14 protein-coding genes and 1 pseudogene are annotated in these 14,377 nt (G+C 40.6%); 11 read left to right on the top strand and 4 right to left on the bottom strand.

Features of this window, described 5'->3' with window-relative positions:
- The first annotated feature begins 160 nt into the window (after window positions 1-160).
- A complete protein-coding gene (locus ACVX3G_RS08465) occupies window positions 161-1,036 on the top strand; it encodes a tyrosine-type recombinase/integrase (protein ID WP_014196318.1) in 876 nt (291 codons plus the stop codon).
- 191 nt (window positions 1,037-1,227) lie between these two features.
- Here the strand turns inward: ACVX3G_RS08465 and ACVX3G_RS08470 are convergent, their stop codons facing one another.
- From ACVX3G_RS08470 to ACVX3G_RS08480, 3 genes are all read right to left on the bottom strand, one after another.
- On the bottom strand, window positions 1,228-2,028 hold the full coding sequence (locus tag ACVX3G_RS08470) for an ExeA family protein (RefSeq protein ID WP_011229854.1): 801 nt from the start codon (window positions 2,026-2,028) through the stop codon (window positions 1,228-1,230).
- Window positions 2,021-3,268: an IS481 family transposase gene (locus ACVX3G_RS08475; protein ID WP_014196317.1), complete on the bottom strand. Its 1,248-nt coding sequence runs from the start codon at window positions 3,266-3,268 to the stop codon at window positions 2,021-2,023. Before ACVX3G_RS08475 ends, ACVX3G_RS08470 begins: the two co-directional genes overlap by 8 nt.
- Before the next feature lie 150 nt (window positions 3,269-3,418).
- Window positions 3,419-3,982 carry a DUF6431 domain-containing protein gene (locus ACVX3G_RS08480; protein ID WP_041470289.1) on the bottom strand — a complete coding sequence of 188 codons (564 nt, stop codon included), beginning with the start codon at window positions 3,980-3,982 and terminating at the stop codon, window positions 3,419-3,421.
- Between the two features lie 731 nt (window positions 3,983-4,713).
- Between ACVX3G_RS08480 and ACVX3G_RS08485 the strand changes: the two genes are divergently transcribed.
- The 4 genes from ACVX3G_RS08485 (at window position 4,714) to ACVX3G_RS08500 (ending at window position 8,506) form a co-directional block, all read left to right on the top strand.
- The gene (locus tag ACVX3G_RS08485) at window positions 4,714-5,349 is read left to right on the top strand and encodes an O-methyltransferase (RefSeq protein ID WP_014196316.1); all 636 of its coding nucleotides are present in this window, start codon (window positions 4,714-4,716) and stop codon (window positions 5,347-5,349) included.
- 203 nt (window positions 5,350-5,552) lie between these two features.
- Window positions 5,553-7,211, top strand: a complete 1,659-nt coding sequence (locus ACVX3G_RS08490; protein ID WP_014194800.1) for an IS1634 family transposase — start codon at window positions 5,553-5,555, stop codon at window positions 7,209-7,211.
- A gap of 169 nt (window positions 7,212-7,380) precedes the next feature.
- Window positions 7,381-7,962, top strand: coding sequence for a nucleotidyltransferase family protein (locus tag ACVX3G_RS08495; RefSeq protein WP_014196315.1), 582 nt, complete (start codon window positions 7,381-7,383; stop codon window positions 7,960-7,962).
- 214 nt (window positions 7,963-8,176) lie between these two features.
- Window positions 8,177-8,506 (top strand): hypothetical protein, encoded by a 330-nt coding sequence (locus ACVX3G_RS08500; RefSeq protein ID WP_033845200.1) that lies wholly within the window; start codon window positions 8,177-8,179, stop codon window positions 8,504-8,506.
- A gap of 383 nt (window positions 8,507-8,889) precedes the next feature.
- Here the strand turns inward: ACVX3G_RS08500 and ACVX3G_RS08505 are convergent, their stop codons facing one another.
- Entirely contained in the window at window positions 8,890-10,059 is a 1,170-nt protein-coding gene (locus ACVX3G_RS08505) for an IS256 family transposase (RefSeq protein WP_008880572.1), read from the bottom strand.
- Window positions 10,060-10,221: 162 nt separating this feature from the next.
- On the opposite strand from ACVX3G_RS08505, the gene ACVX3G_RS08510 reads away from it, so the two are divergent.
- The 6 genes and pseudogenes from ACVX3G_RS08510 to ACVX3G_RS08535 all read left to right on the top strand — a co-directional run.
- On the top strand, window positions 10,222-10,473 hold the full coding sequence (locus ACVX3G_RS08510; RefSeq protein ID WP_223812692.1) for a cupin domain-containing protein: 252 nt from the start codon (window positions 10,222-10,224) through the stop codon (window positions 10,471-10,473).
- A gap of 183 nt (window positions 10,474-10,656) precedes the next feature.
- Complete coding sequence (locus tag ACVX3G_RS08515) at window positions 10,657-11,157, top strand: VanZ family protein (protein WP_033845378.1); 501 nt, start codon at window positions 10,657-10,659, stop codon at window positions 11,155-11,157.
- A gap of 363 nt (window positions 11,158-11,520) precedes the next feature.
- Entirely contained in the window at window positions 11,521-12,210 is a 690-nt protein-coding gene (locus ACVX3G_RS08520; RefSeq protein WP_033845379.1) for a M15 family metallopeptidase, read from the top strand.
- A 276-nt stretch (window positions 12,211-12,486) separates the two neighbouring features.
- Complete coding sequence (locus ACVX3G_RS08525; protein ID WP_033845383.1) at window positions 12,487-13,359, top strand: aminoglycoside 6-adenylyltransferase; 873 nt, start codon at window positions 12,487-12,489, stop codon at window positions 13,357-13,359.
- Between the two features lie 46 nt (window positions 13,360-13,405).
- Complete coding sequence (locus ACVX3G_RS08530) at window positions 13,406-13,858, top strand: GNAT family N-acetyltransferase (RefSeq protein WP_033845380.1); 453 nt, start codon at window positions 13,406-13,408, stop codon at window positions 13,856-13,858.
- 178 nt (window positions 13,859-14,036) lie between these two features.
- Window positions 14,037-14,372: pseudogene (locus ACVX3G_RS08535) on the top strand (GNAT family N-acetyltransferase); the annotation flags it as partial.
- Window positions 14,373-14,377: the final 5 nt, after the last annotated feature.

A 14,377-nucleotide genomic window follows, 5' to 3' on the forward strand; every position in this document is an offset into this window, starting at 1 on the left:
AGTAAGTGTATCAAGGGTTTAGGTATAAAGGCTAAGCCAACCAATTTTTAAAAAATACACTAAAAACTCGGATTTTAAACCAATAAACTTTTTCCATCTCACCCAATAAATCGAATGATTTATTGGGTATTTCTTTTTATTGAGATGGGGAGGTTAAATCATGAAGCTAAGTGAATTGGACTTTTATTTACAGGACTTTTTGCTGTATTGCCAAAGCAAAAACTTATCACCAAAAACGCTGTCATCATATGAACAATCATTAAAGCTATTTATCGCTTATTTAAAAAACGAACACGGGATTGAAGAGGTGGATGCTGTTCGTACAGGACATATAAGACAGTACATTGCTTACCTTCAAGAAAGAGGAAAATATACGGTAGTCAATAGGGAAGCATCGAGGTTAATCAATCGACCTGAGAACCGAAGAGACTACAATAAGAAAATCTCTAACGTCACAATCAATAATTACATTCGAAACATTAAAGTGTTCTTTAACTGGTTGCACGAAGAAGGAGAAATTCATAAGAACCCTGTGGACAAAATCAAACAGATTAAAACGGAAAGAAAGCAAAAAGCGGGAATTAGCCAAGAGGAATTTAATTTGTTGCTTAGTCAATTTGATTACACAACGTTTCATGGGTATAGAAACAAAGTCATTACCATGCTGTTACAGGATACGGGAATGAGAATTGGTGAATGTCTCGCTTTAACGGTTGATGATATTGATTTTAAGCATCGAATGATATTAGTGAAAAAAACAAAAGGGCGAAAAGAGCGATATGTGTATTTTTCACAGGTAATGGCGAGGGAATTAAAGCATTACATACGATTTAAGGACAGATATACAGATACAGAACTGCTGTTTCCAACCACCAGAAACACTCCGCTTACTGTACATTCGTTTGAAAAGCAACTAAAACAAGCGGGAGAGCGAATAGGATTGTCTATTCATCCACATCAAATACGAAACAATTTTGCAAGGCAGTATTTGTTAAATGGTGGTGACCTTTATACGTTGAGCAGAATATTAGTGTAAATTAGCACATTATTTCAGAATCCCTTTTTCAAATTATTTCGGACGGATTCGGAAATAATGTGCAAAATCTTTGCGAATTATTCCAGGTTTTGCAGATTATTTCCGAACATTTGCACATTATTTCGGATGATTAACTAGAATGAGGATGGATCGGGATGAAACATAACAGGGGCCGATCAGCCCCTGCTGTGTCAGTACCCCATTTCTTCGGCTGCCATACGCACAATGTCTTCGTCAATCATATGTTTTTTTAATTGAGCGCCGTATAACAGGCAAGTGGTGGCGAGGTTGTTGATGATCCGCGGCCACCCCTGCGACTGCAGGGCAATCGCTTCTAAGGCAGCTGGGGTAAAAATCGGGTGTTTCGCCCCCGCCTGTTTCAGGCGGTGTTCGATATATCCTACCACTTCTTCCTTATCAAGAGGCCCCATCTGGTATCGCATGATGATTCGTTGGTGAAGCGGACGGTGTTGATTCAACCGTAGTTTTGCCTGTAAATGGGGCAGCCCCGCCAAAATCAAGACAAACGGATTCGTTGAGTCCATGTGAAAGTTGAACAGGATCGCGATATCCTGCAGAAAGGCATCCTTCGCTAAATGCATTTCATCGAGGATGAACACTGACGTTACCCGTTGTTCATGATACAAGCGCTCGATCCCTTGTTGGATTTGATAAAACAAGTCGACCTTGCGGTATTTCGGCTCTTCCCCGAGCCCGAAGGCAAGGCCGCGATAAAAGTCCATCACGCTTCCCGTTGACAATGGAAAATAAACGACGTGATACAGTGACGGATTCAGGGATTCCTTAAATGCCCGAAGGGCGAATGTCTTGCCGGCCCCTGGTTCACCAATCAATAGCCCGATCCCTCTTGTTCGTTTCACGTAGTCCAAAGCGGCGAGGGCCTCTTGATACGAGGCCCCTTGATAAGCCTCTGGTGGATTCGTCTCCTTCGAAAACGGCTCTCGGGAAAGGGAATAAAACGTTTTATACATCGTTTTCGCCTCCCTCTACCGGAACCGTCGCAAACGGTGACCGATGGCGTTTCACATAGGCATTGTCCTCGAAGCGAACAAGGACCGCTTCGGCGACCCGTTGACCGTCTTCGTACACATACACGCCTTGTTCATCATAACGGAGTTCGATCGATTGTCCGATGAACCGGAGCGGAACTTCATACAGCTGCTTGTTCAACGTGACCGTACCATCGGCCTTCACTTTACGGTATTCGCGTTTCAAAAAGATCGAGTCGAGCCAATCCGAATCCTCGACGAACGACACCAAATGGACTTGCGATTGAAACACTTCATGTGGCGTCTTCCCGTTCAACGAGGCATGCGGTTTTCGATGGTAATCTTCCTCCAACCACTTCCAAAATCGCTCGTTTAGCTCTTCGAGCGACTTCGGTGAATTCATTTCGAGCAACGGGTAAAACCGCGTCTGTACGGTGCGGAAAAATCGTTCGATTTTCCCTTTGCTTTGCGGATCGTACGGCTGGGTATGGATCAAGGTGATCCCTAACTCCGCGCAGGCGTACTGCAAGGGTTCCGCCCGATAAATCTTGCCGTTATCCGAGTAAATTCGCTTCGGCTTTCCGTATCGAAGCAGCGCTTCCTTGGTTACGATCCGCAACCCGTCAAATTTCTCGGAAGAGAAAAACTGAGCGTACGGCACGACCCGCGAGCAGTCATCGATATAGGCAATCAAAAACGTTTTTTGCGTTTTGCCATTCACGCGAATCAACGGGCCATGGGACAAATCACCTTGCCAGAGCTCATTGACCTGATCGTACGCGAATCGTTTTCGTTCAGGAATCGGTAAAATTTCTTTCCCCACGAGGTTGTATTTTTTTAAAAGTCGGTATATAGTGAAATAAGAGATGGATTGGATTTCCCCCTGCTCGATAAGGTGTTGGTAAAACACCGTCACGGGCATGTGGGGGTGTTTTTTTCTCAGGGCTAAAATGTGATCCTCTTCTTCAGGTGACAGCCTCCGGGAATGGCCACGGTCCGACCGTCGTTTCGGCTTCAGTGCCTCAAAGCCCCCTTTTTTGTACTGCGTGCACCAGTCGAGGATCGTTTTGGCGGCGATGCGTTTCTCTCCATGGTGGGGAACTTGATGGATCCGTTCCGCTACTTCCTTCAAGTACGTTTTTGGATCGACTTGTCCATTCACCAATGGAGCGATCAATCCATACCGAAATAAAGCGATCTCCTGTCTCATCGACTCATTCATTTCGATCTCCTCCTTCGTTCATCCCATTCTAGGACCTTATCGGTCCATCCTGTCTCTATCCTATCGGATCATTCCCCCGACCGTCGAGAGGAAAGGTTTGTGGAATCTATAAATGATTCCATATAAGGGTATAAGGGGATATAAGTAAAATCAGGAACTGAATGTACGTGCAAAAAGATGCGTCGATCGGTGCTCCCATATCTCTTGGATGACGAAAAAGAGGCCGATCTCCTCCATCGTCTGGATCCACCATAGGGCTCGTTCTCTCGCTTGGGCGATGGCAGGACCAATTTTTCTCCAGCGCTCCGCAAAAAACCAATGAAGGTGGTTCAAATTTCGAAATAAACGTCGGACATAAAATAAAACCCCTTCATCCGTAGGAAGGAGTGGAGCCTCCTCCATCCCCCGTTTCGGAGTCAGGCCCAACCGTTCTTTCACCACTCTCCATATGGTGGGCAACGTATACTGAAAATAGGGGAGAAGAAATGAAGGCAACACGGCCACCGTCCTCCTGCACTCCGGGCAGTGATACCGAGCGATCCAAATGCGATAAGACTGATGCGACGTCACGGCATTTCGTTCGTAGTACCCATGGCGATAAAGAGGGCGTTTTGCCTGGCAATGAGGGCACCGCTTAAGAAGGGGAAAGTCGTTTTGTTTTCCCCGCTGGGCATATGTCTGGACATCGACCTGAAAGTCATGAAACCGAATCACGTCCTCGTCCCCCCTCTGGAAATCACCCATGTCCCATTCCGAAATAATTCACAAAAAATTTAGCACATTCTTTCGGAAAGGGGGAGAGGGATATTCCGAAGGAATGTGCAAAAAAGAGTCTTTTTTGTGCGGAAATAAAGTGATAATTTACACCCTATAAACCAATTTCCAAGTATTTAAAGCATCGTTCCGAGGTTTCTTATTGAGCTAACGAGTTCAATATTTCAATAAGTACAAAATAAATCGTCCTATTCATAAGATAATTTCAGTTGGTCGAAAATCAACAACAAATAATAACAGAGCCTTTATTAAAAATGACACTGCTTTTTAGAAGGATGATGTTTATCTAATAAAGAATATAGAAATCATTCATGAAGAAAGGGTAAATTTTGTCATTGGTATGTCTATTCGTTGCCATTTTGAATGTCGTTTTGATGATGAGAAACTAATACCTGCACAAAGACTTGGAATTGGTGACCGAAAATTTTTCTATAAAATGACATCATTACACTAACGAAACAGTATTGTTTATAAATAATTTTTTACAAAAGACCTAAACCAATTTACAACTAACGAAATTGATAATTCAGGTTAATTAGGATTATCAATTTAACAGAGAAAGTCGAGGAATTTTTTGATTCGGTGAGGAGAGGGTTAAGAGATATTCATCGTAAGTTTCGTTCCTTGCGTTCCGTTTCTTTTCTTTTTTATTTATTCGGAAAGGAGTTTTTATGATGGATGTTTCTCAATATATTAATGAATTATATGTTAAGGATCACGACAATTTTTATCAAATGGTTTCCCAAAGTTTAACAATCAATCATATGCCTCAGATTTCAGTATCTCCAGAAACGGGAAAACTATTGTATTTGTTAGTTAAAATAGCGAACGCAACGAATGCTTTGGAAATTGGTGCTCTCGGTGGTTACAGTGGTATCTGGATTTGCAAAGCATTGCCAGATGACGGAAAATTGACATCGTTGGAGTTAAACAAAGATTACGCCAATGTAGCAAAAAATAATATTGAAAAAGCTGGTTATGGAAAAAAAGTAACTTACCATATTGGTCCTGCTCTTGAAACGTTGAAACAATTTATTAGCCAAAAAAGAAAGTTCGATTTCTTTTTTATTGATGCGGACAAGGAAAACTACAGACTTTATTTAGAGTATTCCATCCAACTAGCTAAAAAGGGAGCTTTAATTACTGCGGATAACGTATTATGGAAAGGGAAAGTTACGGACAAAAACAATCAAGAAAATAATACTATTTTTCTGAGAGAGTTTAATGAATTTGTAGCCAAACATCCAAGATTAGAATCGGTCATTGTCCCGATTGGTGATGGTTTAACGATTGCGAGGGTATTATAAATAATTGAGTTTTGAAAGATGATAACGTAGTTATTCTCATTTGAGTATGATTTTAACCAAACAGAGTTCCGCTGTTTAATACTGCTATTCAATTGTTTCATAACTCACATTTCGCACCCTCCCAACGAAAATCGGGAGGATTTTTTGTGTCCATCGTCGAATGAATCCTTGACATACAAGGAAAGTGAAGGAGTTTTTCTCTCATGAACGTTCAAGTCAAAAAGGTCTATCGCAATTATTATTTGAATATAATAAGTGCCCTATTCAAGAAACTGGGCCTGCCCCAATTGATTGACCATCTCGTTCCCGTTGATCCACAGTGCCAGACTCGAGTCAGCGATGCCGTTCAGGCCATCATCTACAATATGTTTGACGGCCGGCAAGCCCTCGTTCACGTGGAACGATGGGCTCAGGAGATCGATCTAGAGAAACTCATCCGTCCCGGTCTCCATCCTTCCTGGTTGAACGACGATGCCTTGGCTCGTCATCTCGACCGCTTGTATGAGGCCGATATTCACAAGGTGATCAGCACTTGCTTGATTCACATTTATCGCAAAGAAGGCCTTTCCCTCCGAGCCTTTCACGCCGATACGACGGACAAGACGGTTTACGGCGCGTATGAATCGGCCTCATTAGAGGCTTTGCAGATCACACATGGCTATAACCGCCATCATCGTTGGCAAAAACAGATCGGCTTCGGACTGGTCGGCAACGAGGACGGCATCCCGTTTTACGGCGATGTGCACGACGGCAACCTGCCTGACAAAACGTGGAATCCGGAGGTGCTGTCCCGTGTCCACGAACAGCTCAAACAAGCCAAGATTGAAGACGAATGGATTTATGTGGCCGATTCCGCCGCGATGACAAAAGACACTCTGGCGCAAACCAAAGCGGTCAACGCCTTTTTGATCACCCGAGGCCCTTCGTCGCTCCGCATCGTCAAACGGGCATTCGCGGAGGCCGATTCGGCCCACATCCCGTGGAGCGACCCCTTTACGCTGGCGGAGAGAAACGGCGCCACGTACCGGGTATGGGAAACATCCTCCACCTATGAAGGCCACCCCGTTCGGCTGATCGTCGTCGAATCGAGTGCGCTCGACCAGCGAAAAGGAAAGACGCTCGAAAAAGAACGAACCAAAGAAGCGGAGCTTCTTCGCGAGGAACAAGCCCATTGGGAGCGCCACCCTTTCTCGTGCCGGGAAGACGCTGAACAAGCCTTGGCGTCCCTCAAGACGTCCCTTCGCCCACGGTTTCATCAGGTCAAGGCCGCGGTCGAAGAGATCGTACGCCCGAAAAAACGGCGCGGACGGCCGAAAAAAGGGGCGGAACCCGAGATGGAGACGCGGTATCTCTTGCGCCTTGACGTCGAATTCGACCCAAACGCGTGGGAACAGGCAAGACGGAAAGCGTCCCGGTTTGTCCTCGTCACGACCGTTCCGGAGGAATGGAAGGGCCAACAAATGGATGCCCAAGAGATCTTGAAGCTATATAAAGGGCAGATCTCGGTGGAAATGAACTTCGCTTTTTTGAAAGACCCTTTTTTCACGGATGAGATCTATGTCAAAAAGCCAGAACGAGTTGCGGTATTGGGCTATTTGTTTCTCTTGGCCTTGGCCATTTACCGCGTCTTTCAGCGCCGGGTGCGCCAGTTCATCACACCCGAACACCCATTAAAGGGCGCCGGAGGCCGCAAGCTGACCCGACCGACGGGGCAGGCGATTTTCCAGCTGTTTCAATATGTGAACGTCGTCCTCCTGGAGCTGCCGGATGGACGCATCCAACGCTCACTGGATCGCTCCCTCACCCCTGAACAACGAAGGATTCTGCAGGGGTTGGGGCTGGATGAGAGCATTTACGTGTAACGTCATACGGAACGACCAGCGATGGTAAAAAAAGGATAGCCATCGCTCGTCGTGTTGGTCAAAAAGTTATTCTGAAAAACTAAATAAAAAATCCTTTGTTTTGACCTTGTTAGGGTGCGAAATGTGAGTCATAAGGCAATCTATAAGTTTGATTGGAGGAGATGGATTGATGATGATTAAAAATGAGAAAGATATCATTCGACTGATTAAAGAAGACAAGTGGATGATGGATATATTAAGAGCAGTAAAATCATTAAATTTACCTGATTGGTGGGTCTGTGCTGGATTTGTTCGTTCGAAAATATGGGATGCGTTACATGGCTTTAAAGAAAGAACTCCTATTCCAGATATTGATGTTATCTATTTTGATGATACCAATATGGAAGAATTAGAAGAAAAGAAGTTAGAAATTAGGTTAAGAAATATTCTTCCTAACATTCCTTGGTCAGTGAAAAATGAGGCAAGAATGCACGTTGTCAATAACATTCCTCCGTATTCATCTTCCGTAGACGCTATATCGAAGTTTCCAGAAACAGCAACATCTTTAGGTGTAAAATTAGATGAAAAGGATGACATCATCTTGGTTGCTCCTTGGGGAGTAGATGATGTGATTAACTTGGAAGTAAAACCGACACCCTATTTTAAACAATCAAAAGAACTATCAAAGATTTACGAAGAACGGATAACGAAAAAGAACTGGAAAGATATTTGGTATAAGGTTAAAGTTTTTCATATTGAAAATTCTTATTAAACTATCCCGAAAATTAGTGTTTTCATCATTTGCTGGTGCCGTAAGCACGGCATGGAGGTCTATCCTGAAAATTAATATTTTCACCCTTCCGATGATGTCGCATAGATGCGGCATGAGTGGCTAAAGGGCAGTATTGTTCACAATCAAGGAACTAATGAAAAAATCTCGAAACTATAATTAGGATGTGAAACGTCTCAATCACGGAGGTAGAGAAATGTATTTAGAAGCCGAAGTGTACGGAATGTTGAATTGGGGATTTGCAATAGTGATGGGAATTGAACTAATTTCTTTCATTGTTCTTTGGCACAAACATAAATTCAGCAAAGAAGCATTTTGTTGGTTTATAGGACATATTGCTTTCTTTTCTTTTGCAGGTTACAAACTTCTAGAAGCGATAAACACTTTTGAACATAATGATTCTATGGGTTCGGAAAAAGCATCATTGAGCATAGGAATCTCAGGTGTTTTATGGGCAATTAGTGTAGCTTGTTTATTAATTGGAATTGCACGTCTTATTTCGAGTAAAGTTCCAAGCAAAGGGTAATCTGTTTCACTCTCATTGAAGAATGAGTTAACTTCCATCATCTGCGGTGAAGCTCGTTTCATGGTTGACTAAGGGCAGGTTAGTTGAATAAGGAATTATTTTTCCAATGTTGAATTATATAAGATTGAAAACAAATATCTTTCGGGGGGTTATTATGAAAATTTTTAGATTTGATAAAGAAGTCGGAGCAAAAATAACGAAATACAATTCGGACTTAGCGATTGGTACCGTCAAGAATTTTGTGTAATGTAAGATAGATAGGGTATCTCTGAAATGGATTTGGAATGGATAGGGAACCGGTTTCCTTCACACAAGAGACTGAATATTCAGTCTCTTGTGTGGAAAGGGAAAATCCCCTTATTTTGTTTATTTACAATATTTGGTTAACAATAACGTTCTTCAAACATTCGTTGAAGGGCTTCTTGCGCTTCGGCAAATCCTCGCAACTTTCGCCCTGCCCATTTCTCGTTAAAGTCCTGTATCGTCAAATATACGACTTTTTCAGCGGCTTCTAAACTGCTCAAACTGTTCATCGGTTTTAGGCGTTTCCGAATCTCCTTGATCGTTCGTTCGATGGCATTGGTCGTATAAATCACACTTCGAATACTGCTTGGATAGTCCATAAAGGTGAGAAGGACATCCAACTCATTTGCCCAAGATTGGACTTCCCTTGGGTATTTGTGAGACCATTTGGATTGAAACTGTTGAAACATCTCCAATGCGATTTCTTTATTCGGAGAACGATAAATGAGTTTCAGGTCCTCCGCCATTTCGAATTGATCTTTTTTCCGAACACGGCTGAGGGTGTTGCGGACTTTGTGCACGACACAGCGCTGCACATCGGCTTTCGGATACACCGCCTTAAAGGCTTCCTCCAACCCCGGAAGGCCATCGAAGACGCCAAGAAGCACTTCCTTGACGCCTCTTTTGTAGAGCTGTTGGAGAATCTCCTGCCATACATAGGCGCTTTCTTGTCCTCCTACGAAGAAATCAAGAATTTCACGATACCCTTCTTCGTTCACCCCCAATACCACATAAATAACTTCTTTCTCTACCGTATCCCGGCGAAGTTTCACGTACAAGCCGTCCAAATATAAGACCGAATAACGCTGGTGTAGTGGACGAGCGTGCCATTTCTCGATGTCTTCCTTCACGACATCGGTAATCCGGCTGATCGTCGCAGGAGAATAGGTGCTTCCTAGAATTCGTTCGATAAACTTGCCAATTTCACGCGTGCTCATGCCACTTTGGTACATCCTAATGATTGCTTCCTCCAGCCAGCCCGTGTGCCGTTGGTAAGGGGCAAACAACTGTGTTTGAAATTCCCCGTTTCGGTCTCTTGGAACCAAAAGACCCTCAATCCGGCCATATTGTGTATCTAGATTTCGCTGATAGTAGCCGTTTCTCATATTCGGCGTTCCAGCCTGTTCGATTTCGAGGAAATTTTTGATTTCTTCCCGCATAATCAGTTCTAATTTTTCTTTTACAAACTGACGAATGGCATTTTCCAGTTGATTTGCCCAGTCGACATTCGGTATACTTCTTTTAGACATAGGTAGGGTACTCCTTTCTCTGGAATGTGTTGTGGTCCAAATCAGAGAATACCCTACCTTTTTTCTTTTGTTCTAGCAAAATGCTTTACACAAAATTTTATACATCATCTAGCGATTTATACAAGAATTATAAAAACAAGTGAACCTTCTATTCTCGGTTGTATGTATATAGAACCTAACGGAGTCGTTGGGTATCACGAAGCACCTGTTCCTCAATTATTTCTGGTGGTTCAGGGGGAAGGTTGGGTAACAGGGGAGGACCGCAAAAGAATTTTTGTAAAAAGAGGGGAATGTGTTTTTTGGGAGAAGGGAGAATGGCACGAATCAGGGAGTGATGAGGGAATGACTGCAATAGTGATTCAATCTGAAACTTTAAATCCTGAATCTTTTATGAAAATTAAAGCAACAGAGTAAAAGCGTTTCTTCTTCAGCTAATGGGTACAAGATGAAATAAGAGAGTTGTTTGCATCAACTCTTTTTTCTTGTTGAACAGGACAGGATAGTTGAAAAAGGAAAATTTTAAAAACTCATTTAAACTTATCTGACAAAATATGATGATTATGTATTTTAAAACTTCCTATGGAGTAGTGGTAAACTATGAGAATTTTTGTGAAAGTCTCTTTAACAATATTATTGTGTATATATCTATCAATCCTTACGAAAATAATTTTATTTAAATACCTTCCTTTATCAGAAATAATTAATCATTTCGATTTTAGTTATAATGAATATCTCTGGCGTTCAAGTAATTTTATTCCTTTCAAAACAATTATTTATTATTTGTTCTTAGCAGATATAAATTTGAATATCCGAATTGAGAACTTAGTTGGAAACATAATAGGTTTTGTACCTTTAGGTTTCACGCTTCCATTATTATCGAAAAGGTTTCAAAACCTTAAAGCTGTTATTATTACAACATCTAGTCTAAGCTTTACATATGAAATTCTTCAACTTTTATTTGGAATTGGGAGTTTTGACATCGATGATTTAATTTTAAATACTCTTGGAGGAGTTATGGGATACCTACCAATTAAGCTTATTTATTTAACCATTAATTCCAAGAAGAAATATCAAAACAATAAAATCACAGTTAGTTAATAGATAAAGGCTGTAAGGAATAATTAAAGAATAATTCAGAAATATTTTACTCATCAACTATCCTGAAAATTAATATTTTTATCCTTCTGAAGGTGCCGCAACTATGCGGCATAGTTGTCTTCCATAGAAGAACAGAATTTCTTGCATCATATGTGGTGATGCGAATCGATGCATGGGTAGCTAACGAAGGAGTATGGTTAAATGATAAAATTTTCAAAATATTAATAGAAAACATAGACTGGATAGTATATAATGGAAAATGTTGTTGGTCATAATAAAGACTTAGATTTGTTTGCGGAGAGATGGAACAGAGGAATCTAGAGTTTTTTAGGCAGCTAAACCATTACAAGAAGGGGATATTTTATGAAAGAATTAAGAAAAATCTTAATGAGTGATCCATTAGTTTCCTCAATGAATGTACATCCTTCTCAAGAACCATTTGTTGACCTTGTTCACTTTGATCCAGATATCGTTGTGGATCCATCTCTTTCTAACAGGAGTCGTTACTTTTCCTTTGTCCGTCTTTCAGTAGCTAATAGACTTTCCTTAGCTAAACAATTTCTTCCAAAAGGTATCCGTTTTTTCATTAAGGAAGGATACAGACCTCTATATATTCAAAAGCGAGCCTTTGAGCGGGCAATACAACGGGTAAAAGAAAATTCTTCAAATCAAGATTTAGATCATTTAATGGCTGAGGCATCAAAATATGTAGCACCTCCTGATGTAGCACCTCATCCAACAGGTGGTGCAGTAGACTTAACCCTGATTGACTCCAATGGTATCGAATTGGATCTTGGCACACCATATGATGCCATACCACAAGAAACGGACAACGCAACTTTTTTTGATGCAACCAACATCAGCGTACAAGCAATGCAAAATCGCCAGATCCTCGCACATGCTCTTCAATCTGTCGGTTTTGTTAATTACTTTACGGAATGGTGGCACTGGTCATACGGTGACAGATACTGGGCTGTAATGACTAATGCGGATCACGCCCTTTATCATCCTGTTTCAGAACAAGAATTGCTGAATCTGTTGCAAAAGGCATAACTAGAAAATAATCAATTTTTATGAATAAACGATTCCATTGGGGTTGCTGCGGCAGCTCTTTTCTTCTGAAGCTCCCATGGAAGAATGAATTAACTTCCATCATTAATGGTGCCGACGAATCGATGCATGGGTGGCTAACGAGGCAGTTTAGTTCAATAAAAAATATAATCTCTGGATGGTATAATTAGGATATTACTTTTAACTTTGGGGGATAGGAATGCTAAAAAGAAAATATGGAGACCGTTCGTATCGAAGGAAGGGGTGATATATGTGAAAATGAGAACAGAACAAGAAATGCTGGATTTAATCATTACATTTGCTAAGCAAGATCATCGTATACGTGGAGTGCTAATGAACGGTTCTCGTGTAAATCCAAACATAAAAAAAGATATATTTCAAGACTATGATATTGTATATTTAGTTACAAGTGTTGAACCATTTAAAGATGAAAATTATATTTTGTCTCACTTTGGGGAAGTAATGCTTATGGAAAAACCTGAAGATAAAATTTTTCCACCTCCCATTGGCGATGGCCGTTATACATATTTAATGCAATTTATGGATGGAAACCGAATTGATATGCATTTTATTCACATAAGTAAAGTGGATGAACTAATTAAGGATAGTTTGACAAAGGTTTTACTAGACAAAGACCACAATATTCCAGATATCCCACCTTCAAGTGAACAAAGTTATCTTATTAAAAAACCAACGGAAAAATTATATAACGATTGTTGTAATAGTTTTATATGGGGATTAGGATCTCATATTCCAAAAACAATTTGGAGACAAGAATTGCCATTGTTAATGCGTTTAATAGATATTGTTTTACGTGAGCCATTAATTCAAATGCTTGAATGGTATATAGGGATTAATACAGATTATAAATACTCAATTGGAAAAGGAGGAAGACGTTTAAAAAAGTTCTTGGAGCCTGAAATTTGGAATGACTTTGAGAAGACATATACAGATGCTAATTATGATAATATCTGGAATTCATTATTTTTATTTCATGACTTATTCAAAAAAACTGCTGAATATGTTGGGCAAGTATATGGGTTTCAGTTTCCTGAAGAAGAATGTAAAAGAGCACTAAAGTTTCTAAAACACGTAAAAGAATTGCCGCAAGATGCAAAATCAATTTTTTAAGGTTAAATTCCTTTATACATAAAGATACAATGGGAGGGGAAAAGAGATGGGGGATTTAGCTATAAGAACAGCTAATCGAGAGGATATTCCGCAACTTTTAAATTTAATGTATCAATACATTGTGGATTTTTATAAAAGACCTAAACCAACGGAAGAGTCACTTAAAGGATTGATGCAGTATCTACTGGATAACCCTGCCAGTGGAATACAATTTGTTGCAGAACAGGATGGAAAATTATTAGGTTTTGCAACTTTGTATTTTTCTTTTAGCACTCTTCAGGTGAAAAAAATGGCTATTTTAAATGACTTGTTTGTAATACCAGAAGCAAGAGGGCAAAAACTAGGCGAGAAACTGTTTAAAACATGCTTGGCTTATATAAGAGAGAATGATTTTGCCTACATGACATGGGAAACTGCAAAGGATAATTTAGCTGCTCAATCTCTTTACAACAAAATGGGCGGTCAATTGTCTGAATGGTTAGTTTATGAAATTAGTTAGTGTATCCAGTAATTTTTTATTAAGCTATCCTGAAATTATATTTTGATTCTTCTGATGGTGCCGTATAGATGCGGCATGGTTGGCTAAGGGGGCAAAAAGGTTGAAGGAGCAAGGAATTCATTATCTTAAGTCATTAGTGAAAACGTGAGATTAAACAAAAGGGGAAAGGGGTGGATAAATGTTTGTTCTTGAAACTGAAAGGTTGATATTAAGACAGTATAGAGATGAAGATATTACTTCTCTACATCATATTTTTTCTGACCCAGAAACCATGAAGTTTTATCCAGCCCCCTTTAGTATTGAGCAAACTCAAGACTGGATTAAACGAAATCAAGATAGATATCGGAATGATGGTTATGAATTATGGGCGGTTTGTTTGAAGGAAACGAATGAATTGATAGGTGATTGTGGTCTTGTTAAACAAAAAATAAATGACGGTATAGAAGTGGAGATTGGATATCACATTAATAAAAAGTATTGGTCAAAGGGGTTCGCAACAGAAGCAGCTAAAGCGTTGTC

It is taken from the genome of Geobacillus sp. PLS 41, assembly GCF_056494105.1.

Bases quoted from the DNA above. Each gene is read 5' to 3' on its own strand.
- ACVX3G_RS08465 (WP_014196318.1), top strand. From the start codon at position 161: ATGAAGCTAAGTGAATTGGACTTTTATTTACAGGACTTTTTGCTGTAT.
- ACVX3G_RS08470 (WP_011229854.1), bottom strand. From the start codon at position 2,028: ATGTATAAAACGTTTTATTCCCTTTCCCGAGAGCCGTTTTCGAAGGAG.
- ACVX3G_RS08475 (WP_014196317.1), bottom strand. From the start codon at position 3,268: ATGAATGAGTCGATGAGACAGGAGATCGCTTTATTTCGGTATGGATTG.
- ACVX3G_RS08485 (WP_014196316.1), top strand. From the start codon at position 4,714: ATGATGGATGTTTCTCAATATATTAATGAATTATATGTTAAGGATCAC.
- ACVX3G_RS08490 (WP_014194800.1), top strand. From the start codon at position 5,553: ATGAACGTTCAAGTCAAAAAGGTCTATCGCAATTATTATTTGAATATA.
- ACVX3G_RS08495 (WP_014196315.1), top strand. From the start codon at position 7,381: ATGATGATTAAAAATGAGAAAGATATCATTCGACTGATTAAAGAAGAC.
- ACVX3G_RS08500 (WP_033845200.1), top strand. From the start codon at position 8,177: ATGTATTTAGAAGCCGAAGTGTACGGAATGTTGAATTGGGGATTTGCA.
- ACVX3G_RS08505 (WP_008880572.1), bottom strand. From the start codon at position 10,059: ATGTCTAAAAGAAGTATACCGAATGTCGACTGGGCAAATCAACTGGAA.
- ACVX3G_RS08510 (WP_223812692.1), top strand. From the start codon at position 10,222: ATGTATATAGAACCTAACGGAGTCGTTGGGTATCACGAAGCACCTGTT.
- ACVX3G_RS08515 (WP_033845378.1), top strand. From the start codon at position 10,657: ATGAGAATTTTTGTGAAAGTCTCTTTAACAATATTATTGTGTATATAT.
- ACVX3G_RS08520 (WP_033845379.1), top strand. From the start codon at position 11,521: ATGAAAGAATTAAGAAAAATCTTAATGAGTGATCCATTAGTTTCCTCA.
- ACVX3G_RS08525 (WP_033845383.1), top strand. From the start codon at position 12,487: ATGAGAACAGAACAAGAAATGCTGGATTTAATCATTACATTTGCTAAG.
- ACVX3G_RS08530 (WP_033845380.1), top strand. From the start codon at position 13,406: ATGGGGGATTTAGCTATAAGAACAGCTAATCGAGAGGATATTCCGCAA.